The following is a 17868-nucleotide window of genomic DNA, read 5'->3' on the forward strand; positions in this document are numbered from 1 at the left end:
GCCTGCGCCACGGCGCAGGCCGCGCACGACCGCGTCCGCCACTTGGTCGGGAGTACTCGACATCGGGGCCGATTCCATGCCCTCGGTCATCCGGCCGATGACGAAACCACAGCGGAGCAGCAGCAGGTGAACACCGCTGCCGTGCAACGCATCCGCGAGACCGCTGGCGAAACCGTCGAGCCCCGCCTTCGCCGAACCATAGACGTAGTTGGCGCGCCGCACCCGCGCGCCAGCGAACGAACTGAAGACGACGATGTGTCCACTGCCCTGCGCGCGAAGCAGATTCGCGAGAATGGTGAGCACACTGATCTGCGCGACGTAATCGATGTGCACCACCGCGATCGCATGTGCCGGATCACGTTCGGCCCGCGCCTGATCACCGAGCACCCCGAATGCAACCACCGCAACCCCGATCCCGCCGTACTCCGCCGCGATCTTCTCCAACAGCGCCGGATGACTCGCCGTATCGTCGGCATCGAACTCGACGGCATGCACCGCCCGCGCCCCCGCCGCCGCAATCGCGGCACTCTCCTCGACCAACTCCCCACTGCGCCGCGCCGCCAACACCACCACCCGCCCCGGCGCCAGCCGCCGCGCCACCTCGAGCCCGATCTCACTGCGCCCCCCGAGCACCACCACCGCCCCGTCGGCAATCCCACGCAATCCCATACCCCCAGTCTTTCACCCCACCCCCGCCCACCCAGACCGACCCACAGTCCTCAGTCCTACCGCTCCGCCCACTCCCTCGCTGTTGCACCGCCCTCGCGGCACACCCGTTGTTGGCCCACGCCATCCTCGCGGCGCCACGCACTCGGACCAAGCGCTGTCGCCCAAACGCAGCACCCTCGGCGCGAACCCGGCCGCAACGACTCCTCCGGGGTCCATTCGCACCCCTCGCCGAGGTCCGCGCGCCTCGTGGGTGCGCCTAATGGTGCGGGAGCCCGACAAAAGAGTGCGGCCGTTTGATCGACGGCTTGCTCTGGCACGGCATTGGCTGTGGGCAGGCGACCAGGGCACCGCTACTGTCGGGGGATGCCGATCAGCACTGCACAGTTGTCTCCTGCCGCGCTCGAGTTCGTTGCCGAGCGGCATCTTGCCACCCTGACCACGCTGCGCGCCGATGGGACGCCGCATGTGGTGGCGGTGGGGTTCACCTGGGATGCGGAGGCGGGGATCGCGCGGGTGATCACCAATGACGGGTCGGTGAAGGTGCGCAATGTGCGGCGCTCCGGGTATGCGGCAGTGAGCCAGGTGGATGGGATCCGTTGGCTCACCCTGGAAGGACCGGCCACCGTGCTCGACGATCCGAACAATGTCAGCGAGGCGGTCGACCGGTACGCGGGCCGGTATCGGGTGCCCCGCGAGAACCCGACCCGCGTCGTCATCGCCATTCAAGTCCATCGCGTACTCTCCAGCAGCACTCTCGCGCACGCGCCAGCCTGAATCGACTCCGGCAGAACTCTCAGAGCACCGTCAACCCGTGCGGCCGCTGGTTCATCGACTCGCAGCCGTCTTCGGTGACCACCACGATGTCCTCGATGCGCGCACCCCAGTCGCCGCGGAAGTAGATGCCGGGTTCGATGCTGAAGGCCATACCGGGTTGCAGGGGCAGGGTGTTGCCTACCACGATGTATGGCTCCTCGTGGACCGAGAGTCCGATGCCATGGCCGGTGCGATGGACGAAGGCGGATCCGAGACCGGCCTCGGTCAACACGTTTCGAGCGGCGGCGTCCACCGACTCCGCGGTGACGCCGGGACGAACAGCCGCAACGGCGGCGGCGTGTGCGCGTTCCAGTTCGGCAAATTGCGCGGCCACGGTGGGCTCGGGCTGGCCGAGGACGTAGGTGCGGGTCGAGTCCGAGTAGTAGCCGGGTTCGACGGGGCCGCCGATATCGATGACGACCACATCACCGGATTCGATGCGCCGGTCGGAAACGCCGTGGTGCGGATCCGCGCCGTGCGGTCCACTGCCGACGATGACGAAGGCCGCCTCGGTATGCCCCTCCTCGACGATCGCGGCCGAGATATCGGCGCCGACCTCGGCTTCGGTGCGCCCGACCCGCAGGAATTCGCCCATCCGCGCGTGCACCTGGTCGATGGCCGCACCCGCGCGGCGCAATGCCTCGATCTCGGCCTGATCCTTGATCATTCGCAATTCCCGCAGCACCGGGGTGGCGGAAACCGGCAGGCCGCTGACGGATTCGGCCAATGGCAGCAGATGCAGCGCGGGCATGACATCGGTGACCGCGACCCGGGATCCGACGTGCAGCGCCGACTTCACCAGCTGGTACGGATCGACGCCGTCGACCCAATCCAGCACCTGCAGACCGAGATCACCCGCGGCCGAACCCTCCAGCGAGGCCAACTCGAGCTTCGGGATCACCACCGCCGGAGTGGCGCCGTCGGCCGGGATCACCAGACAGGTCAGCCGCTCGAAGGATTCCGCCGCCGAGCCGATCAGATAACGCAGATCCGGGCCCGGCGTGATCAATAAGGCATCCAGATGGGCGGAGCGCATCAACTGCACCGCCCGCTCGAGTCGATCACCATAGACATTCGCCGCGAATCGGGATTCCGTGTGCGAGCTCATACCGCTGACGTTACCCGCCACCCCGATCACGCCGGACGCGAACGCCGATCGCATCAGGGTTGTCGGATCGGGCAGGTAGCCTCAGCGGCGTGAACGCTACGTCCGGTGGGCCCCTGCTGTTGCTCGATGGCGCGAGCCTGTGGTTCCGCGCATTCCACGCGATTCCGGAGAAGATCACCGCACCCGACGGCCGCTCGGTGAATGCGCTGCGCGGCTTCACCGACATGGTGGCCTCGCTGATCACCAAGCACAGGCCGAGCAGGGTGGTCGTATGCCTGGATCTGGATTGGCGACCCGCCTTTCGGGTAGCGCTGGTGCCGACCTACAAAACCCACCGCCTCGACACAGCGGCCGATGCCGCACCCGGCGCCGAGGATGTGCCGGACACACTGACCCCACAGGTCGAGATGATCCTCGACGTCCTCGCCGCGGCCGGGATCGCCACCGGCGGCGCGGCCGGTCTGGAGGCCGATGACGTGCTCGGCACCCTGGCCACCCGCGAGCACACCGATCCCGTGGTGGTCGTCAGCGGGGACCGCGATCTGCTCCAGCTCGTCCGCGATGAACCGGCACCCCCGGTCCGCGTGCTCTACGCCGGACGCGGCCTGGCCAAGGCCGAACTGTTCGGCCCCGCCGAGGTATCCGCGAAATACGGTGTGCCACTGGAGAATGCGGGCCCGGCCTACGCGGATATGGCGACCCTGCGTGGCGACTCCTCCGATGGTCTGCCGGGCGTGGCCGGTATCGGTGAGAAGTCCGCCGCGACCCTGATCTGCCGATTCGGCTCGCTCGATGCGCTCACCGTCGCCGTCGCGGATCCGACCTCTGACCTGGCCCAGGGCGTCCGCGCCAAATTACGAGCCGCCGAGGCCTATCTGAAGGCCGCCGCGCCGGTCACCCGCGTGGTCCGCGACGCCGATGTGGAACTGTCCCGCCCCGACACTCTCCCCACTACCCCCGCCGACCCGGATCGCCTGCGCGAACTGGCCACCGCCTACAACGCCGAAAGCCCGATCACTCGGCTGATCACGGCACTGACCGCCGCGCGCTCGGCGTGACCGCCAGGCCACGGGACCGGTGGTCACACATGAGAATTACGGCTTCACACACCCGGTAACGACCTCGCAGAGGTTGCAGCTTGTGGGAGGCACCTACGGCATGTGCATCAGCAGAGCCCACTGAAGGTTTGAGCAGCGGGGCCGCCCCACCGGCACCCGCTCGCCAACCTGTCGGCCGCAGGCTCGAACCGTCAGTTCGGGCGGCCGACCTCGTAGGTGCCGTCGTCCTTGGTGATCTTGACGGTGACCTTCTTCTGCTCGCCGCTGACCTTCAGATCACAGGTGAACGTCGCGTCGACCTTGACCTGCTGACCGGACGGGCAGGACACATCGGCGACGTCCTGGATCCCGTAGGAATCCGAGAGCACCTTCTTGACGCCATCCTGGACGGCGGCCTGATCGAGTTCGTCCTTGCTGGTCAGCACGAGCACCAGCACCACGATGGCACCGATCACGGCGACCGCGAGCACACCTAGGCCGATGAACAGGCCCTTGCTCTTGCCACCACTGCTGGGCTGCGGCGCCTGCTGCTGCCATGGCTGCTGCTGGCCCTGCTGCCAGGGCTGCTGGACCTGCTGCGCCGACCAGTCCTGCGTCGGCTGCTGACCCCACTGCGGCTGACTCGGCTGACCGGGCTGAGGCTGACCCCACTGCGGCTGACTCGGCTGACTGGGCTGGGGCTGACCCCACTGTGGCTGACTCGGCTGGCTCTGCGGGTTCGGCTGACCCCAAGGCTGCTGCTGCGCGTTCGGATCCCCCCACTGCTGGGTCGGCTGCGCCGCGGGCGTAGCACCCCACTGCTGAGTAGGCCCGGCTGCACCGGGTGCCTGCTGTCCACCCCATTGCTGGGTGGGATCGTTGCGTCCCTCCTTGGGACCAGGGGCGTCGTTCGGTCCGTACGGGCCGCTCATCTGGTTGCCTCCACTCGCATCGTTATACACACGGTAGCCCCCCGCGTGAGACTCGTCGCACAACAGGACCAATCCGGTATGACGCGCGATCCTGTCCGACTCCTCCGCCACGGTCGGTACGCGAAAGAAATCAAATCACAATCGAATCGGCTACGCGGCGTCCACGGCTACGACACCCCGTCGGATCGCCCGGACGGCCTTGGCCGCGGTCGCCGCGATCTCCACATCGTCTGCGGTCCCGTGGATCTGATCGAGCAGATCGATCACCTGTCGGCACCACCGCACAAAATCACCCGCCGACAGTGGCGTGTTCTGATCACCGCTGGCCAGCAACGAATCGGCCAACCCATCGCCGCGCGCCCATTTATAAACGCCGGTCACAAAACCGAGATCCGGTTCGCGGGTCGGCGGCAGCTTGTGCCGCGCCTCATCGGAGCGCAACTCGCTCCACACACCGACGGTCGCACCGACCGCACGCCGGATCGGCTCGGTCGGCCCGCTGGCGCCGAGATATCCACCCTCCTGGCGGGATTCGTACACCAGGATGGAGACCACCGCGGCCAATTCGGCCGGTCCCAGCCCGCGCCAGAGTCCCCGCCGCAGGCATTCGGCGACCAGCAGATCGCTTTCGGCGTAGATTCGCGCCAACCGGCGGCCCTCCGAGGTCACCTCGCCCTCGTATACGAAGCCACGCTCCTCTAGCAGGCCGAGGATCCGATCGAAGGTGCGCGCCAGCGAATTGGTGGTCGCGGCAACCTTCTGGCGCATCGTCTCGGTCTCGCGCAGCAGCCGGTTGTAGCGCTCGCCGACCCGGCTCATCTGCTCGCGATCGGGTCGGGTGTGCGCCGGATGTGAACGCAGACTGCGTCGCAGCGTCGACAGTTCGCGGTCATCGCCCGCCTTCGAACGATCGCCGCGCCGCTGCCGCCCCGGCGCCGAGATCCCGGTGCTGCGCAATGCCGATGCCAGATCCCGCCGGGTGCGCGCGGTCCGGTGATCGATCTTGCGCGGCAACCGCATATGCCCCAATGTCTTCGCGGGCACCGGGAAATCGGCGACCGACACCCGCCCGGCCCATTTGTCCTCGGTGAGCACCAGCGGACGCGGATCTCCAGGCGTGGCATCGGGTTCCAGGATCACCGCGAGCCCGGCTCGCCGCCCGGACGGAATCGCCACCACATCCCCGCGCCGCAGCGATACCAGCGCATCGACCGCGGCACCGCGCCGATCCGCGCGACCCTGCTGTTCGATCTGACGTTCCCGCTGCTTGATCCGCTCTCGCAGCGAAATGTATTCCAGGAAGCCGCCATCCTCGCCGCCGAGCTGATCGCGCAATTTGCGCAACTGCCCCTCATTGCGTTCGATGCCACGCACCAGCCCCACCACCGACCGGTCCGCCTGAAACTGTGCAAAGGACCGTTCGAGCAGCGCACGCGACTCGTCTGCGCCCATCCGGTCGATCAGGTTGATGGACATGTTGTAGCCGGGGCGGAACGAACTGCGCAGCGGATAGGTCCGCGTCGAGGCCAGACCGGCGACCGCACTGGTGTCGACCTCCGGCTGCCACAGCACCACCGCATGGCCCTCGACATCGATGCCACGGCGCCCTGCACGGCCCGTGAGCTGGGTGTATTCCCCTGGCGTCAGCTCGGCGTGTGATTCGCCATTGAACTTCACCAACCGCTCGAGCACCACCGTGCGCGCGGGCATATTGATGCCCAATGCCAGTGTCTCGGTAGCGAATACGGCCCGCACCAGACCGCGCACGAACAGTTCCTCGACGGTATGCCGGAACGCGGGCAGCATGCCCGCGTGATGCGCGGCCAGCCCGCGGTGCAGCGCCTCCCGCCACTCCCAGTATCCGAGCACCTCGAGATCACCCTTGGGCAGATCCCCGGTGTGCTTCTCGATGATCGCGTCGATCTCTTCGGCCTCGTCCGCCCGGCTGTATTTACCCACCCCGTCGGCTCCGCCGACTGCCGTCCCCGTGTGCTTACCCACCCCGTCGGCTCCGCTGACTGCCGTCCCCGAGAGATCGAGCCGCGAACGCAGGCACTGCGCGAGCGCACCGTCGCATCCGGCCCGGCTGAATATGAAGGTGATGGCGGGCAGCAGCCCTTCCTCATCCAGTTTGGCCAGCACCTCCGGCCGTGGCAGCGGCCGGAAACTGCGGTTCCCGCCGCGACCGCCGCGCGGTCCGCCCCAGCCGTTCATCCGGTCGGCGGCCTCGCGATGGCGGATATAGCGGACGAGATCCTCGTCGACGAGCACCTTCTGCTCGCTGGAATTGGTGTCGAAAAGGTCGAACATCCGCCGCCCGACCATCACGTGCTGCCACAGCGGCACCGGGCGGGTCTCATCGACCACCACCGCGGTATCGCCGCGTACGGTCTCCATCCACGCACCGAACTCCTCGGCATTGCTGACCGTCGCCGACAGGCTGACCAGCCGCACATCCGGCGGCAGATGCAGGATGACCTCCTCCCACACCGCACCACGGAACCGGTCGGCGAGGTAGTGCACCTCATCCATCACCACATACGACAGTCCGCGCAACGCGTCCGAGGAGGCGTAGAGCATATTGCGCAGCACCTCGGTGGTCATCACGACCACCGGCGCGTCCGGGTTGATGGACTGGTCCCCGGTGAGCAATCCGACCTGGTCGCGTCCGTGCCGCTCGGTCAGATCGGCGAACTTCTGATTCGACAGCGCCTTGATCGGCGTGGTGTAGAAACACTTTCCGCCCGCGGCCAGCGCGAGGTGCACCGCAAATTCGCCGACGACGGTCTTACCCGCGCCGGTCGGGGCACAGACCAGTACACTGTGCCCACCTTCGAGGGCCACACAGGCATTGCGCTGGAAGGGGTCCAGCCCGAAAGTCAGCTCGGCGGAGAACTTGGCCAGCTCGCCCGCCTGCGACAGGTGATATGTCACCGTCAGAGGGTATCGGAGTAGTCCGACATGGGGCGCGCCGATTTCTCGGCCGGATCCGTGATCGACTCGGCCGCGCTGATCGGGTCGGGTCCGGCGATCGAGGAGGCCTCCTCATCCGAGAGCGCCGCCAGGGCTTCGGCCTCCCGGCGCGCGCGGCGCCGGTCGTTGATCCGGGAGAACTGGATGGCGACCTCGAACAGCACCGTCAGCGCGAAGGCCAGCGCGAGCATCGAGAACGGATCCTGCGGGGTCACGATCGCGGCAAAGACGAAGAGCCCGAACACGATTCCGCGCCGCCACTTGGCGAGCTTCTCGTACTTGAGCAACCCGACCAGGTTCAATCCGACTACCAGCAGCGGGATTTCGAAGCTGACACCGAAGATCACCAGCAGATTGATGATGAAGCTGAAGTACTGCGAACCGCTCAGGGCCGTGATCTGCGCATTGTTGCCGATATTGAGCAGGAAGCTCAACGCATGCGCGACAACCCAATACGCCAGTACGGCACCGGTCGCGAACAGCGCACTGCCCGAGGTGACGAACCCGACCGCGTACTTGCGTTCCTTCGCGTACAGGCCCGGCGTGATGAACGCCCAGATCTGGTACAGCCATACCGGGGCAGCGAGCACGACACCCGCGGTCATGCCGACCTTCAACCGCAGCATGAACTGTTCGAACGGCGCGGTCGCCAACAGGCGGCAGGCGCCGTCGGCGGTCAACACGGCGCGCGACGAGGCGGGCAGCGAACAGTACGGTCCGGTCAGCACCGATCCGAGGCTTTCGATGCCGAAGATCGTATGCGCGTACCAGAAGAAGCCGAACAGCGTGGTGACGACGACCGCGGCGATCGAAATCAGCAGCCGACGACGCAGCTCCTGCAGATGCTCGACCAACGACATGGTGCCGTCGGGATTCGTCCTGCGCTTACTGCGCCGGGGATCGAACGGGATTCGCATGGTGGTGTGTTGGCCCCTGGGTCGAAGGTGCCCGCGGCGGTCGGCGGGCAACAGCACTACACCCGGAGCGAGTTCGCACTCACCCCGGCGGCAACGCTGGGCTCAGAGCGACTTCGGCTGTGCCTGGGGCTCTGCTTGCGGCTGGGTCACCGTCGGCTGGACGACCGGAGCCTGCGGAAGCTCCGCGGCCGGTTGCTGGGCCGGTGCTGCACTCGCCTGTGCGCTGCTCTCGTTCTGCATCTGGCTGACTTCGCTCTTGAAGATGCGCAGCGAGCGGCCCAGGCTACGGGCAGCATCGGGCATACGCTTCGCGCCGAAGAACATCACGAAGACCGCGGCGATGATCAGCCAGTGCCAGATGCTCAGACTGCCCATAATTAACCTCCAAAGAATGTGGTAGCTCTGATGCTACCGGACTATGACATGGGAGAAATCCGGCGTTGATGTGCATTTACTCCCCCACCTCCCGAGCCTTTTGCCGGTCGTAGGTGCCTCGACAGCACCGTCGCGGACCGGCAGTGGAATGGTCGGTCAGTGCTGGGCGAACCCGACGAGTTACCCATGTGCTCACGAAATCAGTCGTTCCTTGGGTCAGCCGCCGCGAGCAGCTGATCCAGCAATTCCGGTCCGGTCCAGGTGCGCCGGTCGCCGTGTTCGGCGGCCACGATCAGTTCGATGAGGCGCTGGTTCACCGGTGTCGGCAGTCCGACCATCGCCCCGAGGCTCACGATCTCCCCGCACAACCAGGAGATTTCGGTCTTACGCCCGATCGCGAGGTCATCGGCCATGGACGAGCGGGCCTCCGGATCAACGGCGAGGACCTTGGCGGCGACCCGGCGGAAGATCGCGTCCGGAACGGTGAGCACCCGGGCCATCAACTCCGGCGGCAGCGGTGTCAGCCGGGCCGGGCGAATGCGCGCCCGCTTCATCGCGGCGAGCGCCTCGCCCTGGGTCAGCGCCAGGCAGCGGCGATAGTCGCGGTCGGCCAGCTCCTCCCGCAAGGGGCGGCCCGACAGCGCATTGATGGGGTTGTTGAGGTTGAGCAGCAGCTTCGCCCATTGCACCGGTAGCAGGTCCGGATGGCGACGCAACGTCAGACCGGCCCGCGCGAAGACGTCGGTGAACGCGGCGAGCGCCGGATCGTCCGCGACCGCGAGCCCGCCGTCGGTGCCTCGATGGAATCGGCCCTCGGACTGGTGCACGACATTGAACATCACCATGCCCGCCAGCACCACGCAGGTGGGCAGGATCTCGCGGATCACCGCATCGTTGCCGATCCCGTTCTGCAGGCTCAGCACCACGGTGCCGGGACGGATCTTGCCATCGAGATCGCGCACGGCCGTCGCGGTCGCCGCCGACTTCACCGTTACCAGCACCAAGTCGGCGGATCCGACATCCTCGGGGGTGGTCGCGACCCGGACCGCATCCCCGGCCACCGAGACATCGCCGCCGTCCAGATCGGTGAGCCGCAGCCCGGACGCGCTGATCTCGTCCACTGCCCGCTGCCGACCGACGAAGGTCACATCGGCCCCGGCCGCCGCGAGCTTCCCGCCGATGAACGATCCGATGCTCCCGGCGCCGAGGACCAGCACCCGAGCGGGCACCATCATGTCACTCACGCCGATCCAGCCTCCGTGCGTTCATCTGGTCTCCAGGAAACCGGCCGCCTCATAGGCGGCAAGGGCGGCATTCGAGCGCTCACGTACCGCGGCGATCAATTCCGGCGGACCGAGCACGGTGACACCGGAACCGAAGCCGAGCAGCAGCCGCGCCATCCAGTCCAGGGTCGCGAAACGCATGGTCGCCTCGATGCTTCCGTCCGGATGCACCGCCATCCGGTGCATCGGATACTGGTCGAGTACCCAGCCGTAGTCGCCGCGAATACGCAAGCGCGCCAATGGAACCGCGGGATCGTCCTGGAACAGGTCGAGTGCCGCGGACTCTTCGGTCGCATGGCTCGGCGGACGGGCGGGCTCATCGAGTTCGGTGGCCGCCTCGATCCGGTCGAAACGGAACAGCCGCACGCCCTCGGCCTGCCTGCACCAGGCCTGCAAATAGCTGTTGTTGTCCACTAGGACAATACGAATGGGATCGACGACACGTTCGGAGACCACATCGCGACTCGCCGAGTAATAGACCAGCCGCAGTGCGCGCTGGCGGGCCAGCGCGGAACGCACCGTCGCAACAGCCGGTGCCTCGGTCGGCGGCAGCTGCTCGCGGGATTCGGCGTCATCGACGGTCTTGCCGCCGACAATGGCGGATTCGAGTTTGGCGATCGCCGCATGCGCCGCGGTCGGATCGACCATGCCCGGCATATCCACGATCGACCGGAGCGCCACCAGTAGCGCGGTCGCCTCGGTGGAGGTCAGGCGCAGCGGGCGGTCGATACCCGCCGAGAAGGTGACCTCGATACTCTCCTCGGAGAACGACAGGTCGATCAGATCGCCGGGACCATAGCCGGGCAGACCGCACATCCACAGCTGGTTGAGATCGCTCATCAACTGCTTGGTCGTAACCCCCAGGTCGGCCGCGGCCTCGGCGGCGCTGATGCCCGGATTGGCGATGAAGTACGGAATCATGTTCAGCAGCCGCGAGAGCCGAACCGAGAGCCGACTGCGCTCACTCATGACTGCACCTCGCCGGCGCTCGGCTCCGTCATCAGCGAAGGATGCCCAGCTGTGCTCATCGTTCGCTCGCTCATGCGGTGACCTCCGTATGGTCGAACACCGACCGCAGGCGCTCGACCACATCCGCGCGCAGTTCCTGTGGTGCCAGCACCACGGCGTCGGGTCCGAGCCCGGTGATCAAGCGCGCCAACCAGTCTCGGGATCGGATCGGGAGTTCGACGACCACACCGGTGCGGCCGCCGATGGACCGCTGCTCCAGTATCGGTCCGAGCCTGCGGATTTCGCGTCCGTGGCCATCGGCCACCCACACCATCGCGGTGCCACTGACCGGGGCGCTGCCGGTGACCGTGCCGACGATCTCCCGCAGGTCGACGCCCTCGGGCTTGCCGACCGCATTCGGCGGGCCATAGGCGGTCACATCGTCGCCGATGCGCGATAGCCGGAAGCTGCGGATCGCCTCCCGGTTCCGGTCGTGCCCGACCAGATACCAGCGGCCGTTATGGGTCACCACGCCCCAGGGCTCGACATCGCGCATGACGTAGGGCTCGTTGATCGCACCCCGATGTTCGAAGCGCACCGCCTGACCGGCGTCGATGGCGGCGAGCAGCTTGCCGAGCACCGCATCCGATCCGCGGGTGCGCGCGGGAACCGCGGGCACCGACGCCACCGCGGCATCGGTCTCCACATGAATCCCGGCCGCGCGCAATTTCAACAGCGCGCCCTCGGCCGCGGCGGCCAGTTCCGGCGACTCCCACATTTGCACCGCGACCGCGACCGCCGCCGCTTCCTCACTGGTCAGATCGATCTCGGGCAGCTCATAGGCATCCCGGTTGATCCGGTAGCCCTCCACTGTCGAATATCGGCTCACCTGCCCGACCTCCAGGGGAATGCCCAGGTCACGCAGTTCGTTCTTATCCCGCTCGAACATTCGACTGAACGCTTCGTCGCTGGCCGAATCCTCGTACCCCGCGACGCTGTCCCGAATCCGCTCCGCGGTCAGGAATTGCCGGGTCGACAGCAGCGCGATGACCAGATTCATCAGCCGCTCGACCTTGGATATCGCCACTCGACACAGGGTAATCGGCCCGCCGCCACGACCGCGCGTCGGCGCGCGATTCCCCCCATTTCGGTTACCGCGCCGCCATCATGGACCCATGATCATCGCGTTCTCTGTGACACCACTGGGTGATGGTGTCGATGTCGGCCGAGCCGTCGCCGAAGCGGTCCGAGTGGTGCGAGCCAGCGGCCTCCCGAACCGCACCGACGCCATGTTCACCACCATCGAGGGCGAATGGGACGAGGTGATGGCCGTGGTCAAGTCCGCCACCGATGCCATCCTCGCCGTGGCACCGCGCTGCAGTCTCGTGCTCAAGGCCGATATCCGCCCGGGTGTCACGGGCGCGATCACCTCGAAGGTGGAGACCGTCGAGCGCTATCTGGCGGAGGGCTAGCCGCGCCCGTGCCGGCCCCACCTGGGTACGGCCGAACCGCCTACATCGAGGCGATCAAGCGATCCACCCGCTCGTCGACCGAGCGGAACGGGTCCTTGCACAGCACCGTTCGCTGCGCTTGGTCGTTGAGCTTCAGGTGCACCCAGTCGACCGTGAAGTCGCGGCCCGCCTCCTGAGCCGCGGTGATGAAGTCACCGCGGAGTTTGGCGCGGGTGGTCTGCGGTGGGGTGTCCACGGCGGCGTCGACGGCATCGTCCTCGGTGACGCGCTTGGCCAGGCCCTTGCGCTGCAGCAGGTCGAAGACACCACGACCGCGCTTGATGTCGTGGTAGGCCAGATCCAGCTGGGCGATCTTGGGGTCGGACAGCTCCATGCCGTAGCGGTCCTGGTAGCGCTGGAAGAGTTTGCGCTTGATCACCCAGTCCACCTCGGTATCGACCTTGGCGAAGTCCTGTGCCTCGACCGCGTCCAGGGTGCGGCCCCACAGGTCGACGACCTGGTCGATATTCGGGTCACGGTCCCGGTTGCGCAGGTGCTCGACGGCGCGGGCGTAGTACTCGCGCTGGATTTCGAGTGCGCTGGCCTGGCGTCCACCGGCGAGCCGAACCGGACGACGGCCGGTCAGGTCGTGGCTGACCTCGCGGATGGCGCGGATCGGATTGTCCAGGGCGAAATCGCGGAACGAGACGCCCGCCTCGATCATCTCCAGCACCAGAGCCGCGGTGCCGACCTTGAGCATGGTGGTGGTCTCGGACATATTCGAATCGCCGACGATGACGTGCAGGCGGCGGTACTTCTCCGCATCCGCGTGCGGCTCGTCGCGGGTATTGATGATGGGCCGCGAGCGGGTGGTCGCCGAGGAGACGCCCTCCCAGATGTGCTCGGCGCGCTGCGAGAGGCAGAAGGTGGCGGCCTTCGGCGTCTGCAGCACCTTGCCCGCGCCACAGATCAGCTGGCGGGTGACCAGGAACGGCAGCAATACGTCCGAAATGCGGGAGAACTCTCCCGCACGCACAACAAGGAAGTTCTCATGGCAGCCGTAGGAGTTGCCCGCGGAGTCCGTGTTGTTTTTGAACAGGTAGATATCGCCGCCGATGCCTTCCTCCGCGAGGCGCTGTTCGGCGTCGATCAGCAATTCCTCCAGCACGCGCTCGCCGGCCCGGTCGTGGGTGACCAGCTGCGCCAAGTTGTCGCACTCTGCGGTGGCGTACTCCGGATGCGACCCGACATCGAGGTAGAGCCGAGCACCGTTGCGGAGGAACACGTTAGAGCTACGGCCCCAGGAAACTACCCGGCGGAACAAATACCGGGCCACCTCGTCAGGGCTGAGCCGACGGTGTCCGTGGAAGGTGCACGTCACACCGAATTCGGTCTCGATCCCCATGATTCGTCGCTGCACACTATCGACATTACAGCCATGTCATGCACTCGCGTGGGGCTGCGGACAACCCCGATGCATACGTCTTCACAACAATTTCGCACGTGAGCGAAACGTTCAACCGAAAACCATCGCCCATGACGAAGGCCCTCCCGATAAATCGAGAGGGCCTTCGCAGTGGCACGAACCCGGTGAACTACTCCGACTTCGGAGCGTCCTTCGACTCCTCCTCGGCCGCGGCCGTCGCTGCCGCCGCCTTGGCCTTACTGCCCGACTTACCGCTGGTCAGCAACTGCTCCAAGGTCGGACCGGCGACCCGCCGGAAGGCACGCCGCGGCCGGGCCTGCTCCAGGGTGGCGACCTCGAGTGAGCTCACGCCCAGGACGCGCTTGTCCTTGTCCGCGGTGCCCTCGGGCACTCCCGCCTGTAGCGCCTTGACCGCCACGGCGACGGCATTGGCCAGGTCGAGGCCGGACTTGTAGGACGCCTTCAACGCGGTCAGGATCGGCTCGGTCGTGCCGCCCATCACCACGTATTCGCGCTCGTCCACGATCGAACCGTCGAAGGTGATCCGGTACAGCACCGATTCCGGTGACTGCTCCGGATAGCCCACCTCGGCCACGCAGATCTCGACCTCGTAGGGCTTGAGCTGATCGGTGAAGATCGTGCCGAGAGTTTGCGCGTAGGCGTTGGCCAGTCCGCGACCGGTGACATCGCGCCGGTCGTACTGGTAGCCCTTCAGGTCGGCCTGCAGGATGCCGCCGCGGCGCAGTGCCTCGAACTCGTTGTACTTGCCGACGGCCGCGAACCCGACCCGGTCGTACAGCTCACTCACCTTGTGCAGCGTTGCCGACGGATTCTCCGCGACGAACAGCACACCCTTGTCGTAGGTCAGCACGATCACACTGCGACCGCGGGCGATACCCTTGCGCGCGAGTTCGGTCTTATCGCGCATGATCTGTTCGGCCGACGCGTAATACGGCAGTGTCATGCTGAGGCACTCCCCTCTTCCGCGGCCTCGCGATCGGCGACGATCGCCCGCGTGATCTCCTCCAACCGCGATTCGGTCACCTCATCGGCGCCCTCATCGTTGATCACGATCGCCGTCGGGTAGATGCCGCGCACCAGATCCGGACCGCCGGTGGCGGTATCGTCGTCGGCCGCGTCGAACAGCGATTCGACGGCGATCCGCAACGCGCGGTCCTCATCGATTCCCTTGGCGTACAGCTTCTTCAACGACGATTTCGCGAACATCGAACCCGAGCCGACCGCGGTGTAGCCGAACCGCTCCTCGCTGCGCCCGCCGACCACGTCGTAGGACACGATGCGACCCGCCTTATCCGGATCGGTGGCGTGCTGGTCGTAGCCGACCAGCACCGGAACCACCGCAAGACCCTGGAGTGCGGCAGGGAGGTTGTCGCGCACCATCTTCGACAGCTTGTTGGCCTTGCCGTCGAAGGTCAGCGAGACGCCCTCGATCTTCTCGTAGTACTCCAACTCCACCGCGAACAACCGCACCATCTCGATGGCCATACCCGCGGTGCCTGCGATACCGGCCGCCGAATAGGTGTCGGTGATGTAGACCTTCTCGATATCCCTGCTGGCCAACAGGTTTCCCTGGGTGGCCCGCCGGTCACCGGCGATCAGCACACCGCCGCGGAACGCAACCGCCACGATGGTGGTTCCATGCGGAGCCAGATCCTTCGCGGCGGTGCCACCGGAAGTTCCGGTGGCACCCGCGATCGCGCCGAATCGGTTGGCTGGCAACAGTTCCGGTGCGTGCATGCGCAGGTGCTCGGTGAACGACGAGAGGGCGTGCCCCGGGTGGAGACGCAAGGGGTCACCTGCTGTCACTGGCCGCCCTTCTGCACATACGCGCGAACGAAGTCTTCCGCGTTCTCCTCGAGCACATCATCGATCTCATCGAGCAGGTCGTCGGTGTCCTCCGCCAGTTTCTCGCGGCGCTCCTGACCGGCGGCGTCGACGCCCTCCGGGCCCTCGTCCTCGTCGCCGCCCCCGGCGCGCTTGGTCTGCTCTTGTGCCATGGCAGCCGACCTCCTCTGTCCTCATCATGACCAGGGCTCCATTCTGAGCACGACCCTGATCATGAGCAATGTCCGTGCCCGTATCTCAACACTACCCAGCCATACCGACACTGTGCTCTGTTATCGCCCGCGCGGGCGCGGCGTGTTCGCGGCCCCTTCGTCTCGCGTCCGAGCCGCCGAGACTCGCGGCTACGGCGCATGCGCTTCGAGGACTCGGACACGAGCGAGGCTTACGAACTCCTCGCTCGTAAGCCTCGCTCCGTGCTGCGTATATTCGCGATACTCGTTGCTACCTGGGCTTATTCGCCCATCTGGGCTAGGTGGTGAGCTGTTCGACCAACTCAGCGGCGGTATGCACCCCGTCGAGCAACTTGCCGACGTGCGCCTTGGTGCCGCGGCGCGGTTCCAGGGTCGGGATGCGCACCAGAGAATCGCCACCAAGGTCGAAGATCACAGAATCCCAGCTGGCGGCGGCGATATCGGCACCGAATCGACGCAGACATTCGCCCCGGAAGTAGGCGCGGGTGTCGGTCGGCGGCTTGGTCATCGCGTCGAGGACCTGCTGTTCGTTGATCAGGCGCTTCATCGACCCGCGCGCGACCAGGCGGTTGTAGAGCCCCTTGTCCAGGCGCACATCGGAGTACTGCAGGTCCATCAGGTGCAGTTTGGGTGCGGCCCAGCTCAGGCCCTCACGCTTGCGCATGCCCTCGAGCAGGCGCAGTTTGGCGGGCCAGTCGAGCAGGTTGGCGCATTCCATCGGATCGCGTTCGAGCAGGTCGAGCACCATGGCCCAGTTCTCCAGGATGTCCTTGACGCGCTCGTCGTCGTTACCGCTGCGGGCCACGAATTTCTCCACCCGGTCCAGGTAGATGCGCTGCAACGCGAGTCCGGTGAGTTCGCGGCCGTCGGTGAGCGCCACCGTCGCGCGCAGGGTCGGATCGTGGCTGATCTGGTGCACCGCGGTGACCGGGCGGGCCAGCTGCAGATCCGAGAGATCCTCGCCCGCTTCGATCAGGTCGAGCACCAGCGCGGTGGTGCCGACCTTGAGGTAGGTCGACATTTCGGCGAGGTTGGCGTCGCCGATGATGACGTGCAGGCGGCGGTATTTGTCCGCGTCGGCGTGCGGTTCGTCGCGGGTATTGATGATGCCGCGCTTGAGTGTGGTCTCCAGGCCGACCTCGACCTCGATGTAGTCGGCGCGCTGGGACAGCTGGAATCCGGCGTGGTCACCGGACTGGCCGATGCCGACCCGACCGGAGCCGCAGATCACCTGACGGGAGACGAAGAACGGGGTGAGGCCGACGATGATCTGGTTGAACGGGGTGTCGCGGCTCATCAGGTAGTTCTCATGGGTGCCGTAGGAGGCGCCCTTGCCGTCGACATTGTTCTTGTACAGCTGAAGCCGCGGCGCGCCGGGCACGCTGGAGGCGTGCCGGGCCGCCGCCTCCATGACGCGTTCGCCCGCCTTGTCCCAGATGACCGCCTCCAGCGGGTCGGTGACCTCCGGCGCGGAGTACTCCGGGTGGGCGTGGTCGACGTAGAGCCGGGCACCGTTGGTGAGGATCATATTGGCCGCGCCGACCTCGTCGGCGTCGATCACGGGGGCCGGACCGTTCATCCGGCTCAGGTCGAAACCGCGGGCATCGCGTAGCGGCGACTCCACCTCATAATCCCAGCGCGTGCGCTTCGCGCGCGGCACACCCTCGGCGGCCGCATAGGCGAGAACCGCTTGGGTGGAGGTCAGGATCGGGTTGGCGGACGGCTCGGTGGGGGTGGATATGCCGTATTCGACCTCGATGCCGATGATGCGCTGCATACGTCGAGCCTAGGCGACGCGAGCCTGCCGTCTGTGCGGACCGGCGGCATCGGCGATCGACGGTGGACCGCAATGTCATACCAAGGGTGGTACTTCCGGAGG

At 66.6% G+C, this 17868-nt stretch carries 17 protein-coding genes; 3 read left to right on the forward strand and 14 right to left on the reverse strand.

Features of this window, described 5'->3' with window-relative positions; genetic code table 11:
• The coding region (locus ABZW16_RS22720; RefSeq protein ID WP_354957963.1) for an SDR family NAD(P)-dependent oxidoreductase at nt 1-669 on the reverse strand (669 nt) is incomplete at its 3' end.
• 363 nt (nt 670-1032) lie between these two features.
• Here ABZW16_RS22720 and ABZW16_RS22725 point away from each other — a divergent pair.
• On the forward strand, nt 1033-1443 hold the full coding sequence (locus ABZW16_RS22725; RefSeq protein WP_354957964.1) for a PPOX class F420-dependent oxidoreductase: 411 nt from the start codon (nt 1033-1035) through the stop codon (nt 1441-1443).
• A gap of 19 nt (nt 1444-1462) precedes the next feature.
• Here ABZW16_RS22725 and ABZW16_RS22730 read toward each other — a convergent pair whose 3' ends face one another.
• Nucleotides 1463-2590, reverse strand: a complete 1128-nt coding sequence (locus ABZW16_RS22730) for a Xaa-Pro peptidase family protein (RefSeq protein WP_354957965.1) — start codon at nt 2588-2590, stop codon at nt 1463-1465.
• An 89-nt stretch (nt 2591-2679) separates the two neighbouring features.
• On the opposite strand from ABZW16_RS22730, the gene ABZW16_RS22735 reads away from it, so the two are divergent.
• Complete coding sequence (locus ABZW16_RS22735) at nt 2680-3648, forward strand: 5'-3' exonuclease (protein ID WP_354957966.1); 969 nt, start codon at nt 2680-2682, stop codon at nt 3646-3648.
• A gap of 191 nt (nt 3649-3839) precedes the next feature.
• On the opposite strand, the gene ABZW16_RS22740 is transcribed toward ABZW16_RS22735, so the two are convergent.
• The 7 genes from ABZW16_RS22740 to ABZW16_RS22770 all read right to left on the reverse strand — a co-directional run bounded on the left by ABZW16_RS22740 (nt 3840) and on the right by ABZW16_RS22770 (nt 12142).
• Nucleotides 3840-4559, reverse strand: coding sequence for a DUF4333 domain-containing protein (locus tag ABZW16_RS22740; protein WP_354957967.1), 720 nt, complete (start codon nt 4557-4559; stop codon nt 3840-3842).
• 150 nt (nt 4560-4709) lie between these two features.
• Entirely contained in the window at nt 4710-7493 is a 2784-nt protein-coding gene (locus tag ABZW16_RS22745) for an RNA helicase (RefSeq protein WP_354957968.1), read from the reverse strand.
• A 2-nt stretch (nt 7494-7495) separates the two neighbouring features.
• Complete coding sequence (tatC, locus tag ABZW16_RS22750) at nt 7496-8449, reverse strand: twin-arginine translocase subunit TatC (protein ID WP_354957969.1); 954 nt, start codon at nt 8447-8449, stop codon at nt 7496-7498.
• A gap of 102 nt (nt 8450-8551) precedes the next feature.
• The gene (tatA, locus tag ABZW16_RS22755) at nt 8552-8824 is read right to left on the reverse strand and encodes a Sec-independent protein translocase subunit TatA (RefSeq protein ID WP_354957970.1); all 273 of its coding nucleotides are present in this window, start codon (nt 8822-8824) and stop codon (nt 8552-8554) included.
• Between the two features lie 200 nt (nt 8825-9024).
• The gene (locus ABZW16_RS22760; RefSeq protein WP_354958009.1) at nt 9025-10059 is read right to left on the reverse strand and encodes a 2-dehydropantoate 2-reductase; all 1035 of its coding nucleotides are present in this window, start codon (nt 10057-10059) and stop codon (nt 9025-9027) included.
• Between the two features lie 30 nt (nt 10060-10089).
• On the reverse strand, nt 10090-11076 hold the full coding sequence (locus ABZW16_RS22765) for a YafY family protein (RefSeq protein ID WP_354957971.1): 987 nt from the start codon (nt 11074-11076) through the stop codon (nt 10090-10092).
• A 70-nt stretch (nt 11077-11146) separates the two neighbouring features.
• Complete coding sequence (locus tag ABZW16_RS22770; RefSeq protein ID WP_354957972.1) at nt 11147-12142, reverse strand: YafY family protein; 996 nt, start codon at nt 12140-12142, stop codon at nt 11147-11149.
• An 88-nt stretch (nt 12143-12230) separates the two neighbouring features.
• On the opposite strand from ABZW16_RS22770, the gene ABZW16_RS22775 reads away from it, so the two are divergent.
• On the forward strand, nt 12231-12527 hold the full coding sequence (locus tag ABZW16_RS22775; protein WP_354957973.1) for a thiamine-binding protein: 297 nt from the start codon (nt 12231-12233) through the stop codon (nt 12525-12527).
• Between the two features lie 40 nt (nt 12528-12567).
• Here the strand turns inward: ABZW16_RS22775 and pafA are convergent, their stop codons facing one another.
• The 5 genes from pafA to dop form a co-directional block, all read right to left on the reverse strand.
• Nucleotides 12568-13926 (reverse strand): Pup--protein ligase, encoded by a 1359-nt coding sequence (gene pafA, locus ABZW16_RS22780; protein WP_354957974.1) that lies wholly within the window; start codon nt 13924-13926, stop codon nt 12568-12570.
• Between the two features lie 175 nt (nt 13927-14101).
• A complete protein-coding gene (gene prcA / locus ABZW16_RS22785; RefSeq protein WP_354957975.1) occupies nt 14102-14896 on the reverse strand; it encodes a proteasome subunit alpha in 795 nt (264 codons plus the stop codon).
• Nucleotides 14893-15759: a proteasome subunit beta gene (gene prcB / locus ABZW16_RS22790; RefSeq protein ID WP_354957976.1), complete on the reverse strand. Its 867-nt coding sequence runs from the start codon at nt 15757-15759 to the stop codon at nt 14893-14895. The genes prcA and prcB overlap by 4 nt, the downstream gene beginning before the upstream one ends.
• A complete protein-coding gene (locus ABZW16_RS22795; protein WP_014351559.1) occupies nt 15756-15950 on the reverse strand; it encodes a ubiquitin-like protein Pup in 195 nt (64 codons plus the stop codon). Before ABZW16_RS22795 ends, prcB begins: the two co-directional genes overlap by 4 nt.
• A 316-nt stretch (nt 15951-16266) precedes the next feature.
• Complete coding sequence (gene dop, locus ABZW16_RS22800) at nt 16267-17766, reverse strand: depupylase/deamidase Dop (RefSeq protein ID WP_354957977.1); 1500 nt, start codon at nt 17764-17766, stop codon at nt 16267-16269.
• Between the last annotated feature and the right edge of the window lie 102 nt (nt 17767-17868).

It is taken from the genome of Nocardia sp. NPDC004604 (genome assembly GCF_040609795.1).
Classification (GTDB): domain Bacteria; phylum Actinomycetota; class Actinomycetes; order Mycobacteriales; family Mycobacteriaceae; genus Nocardia.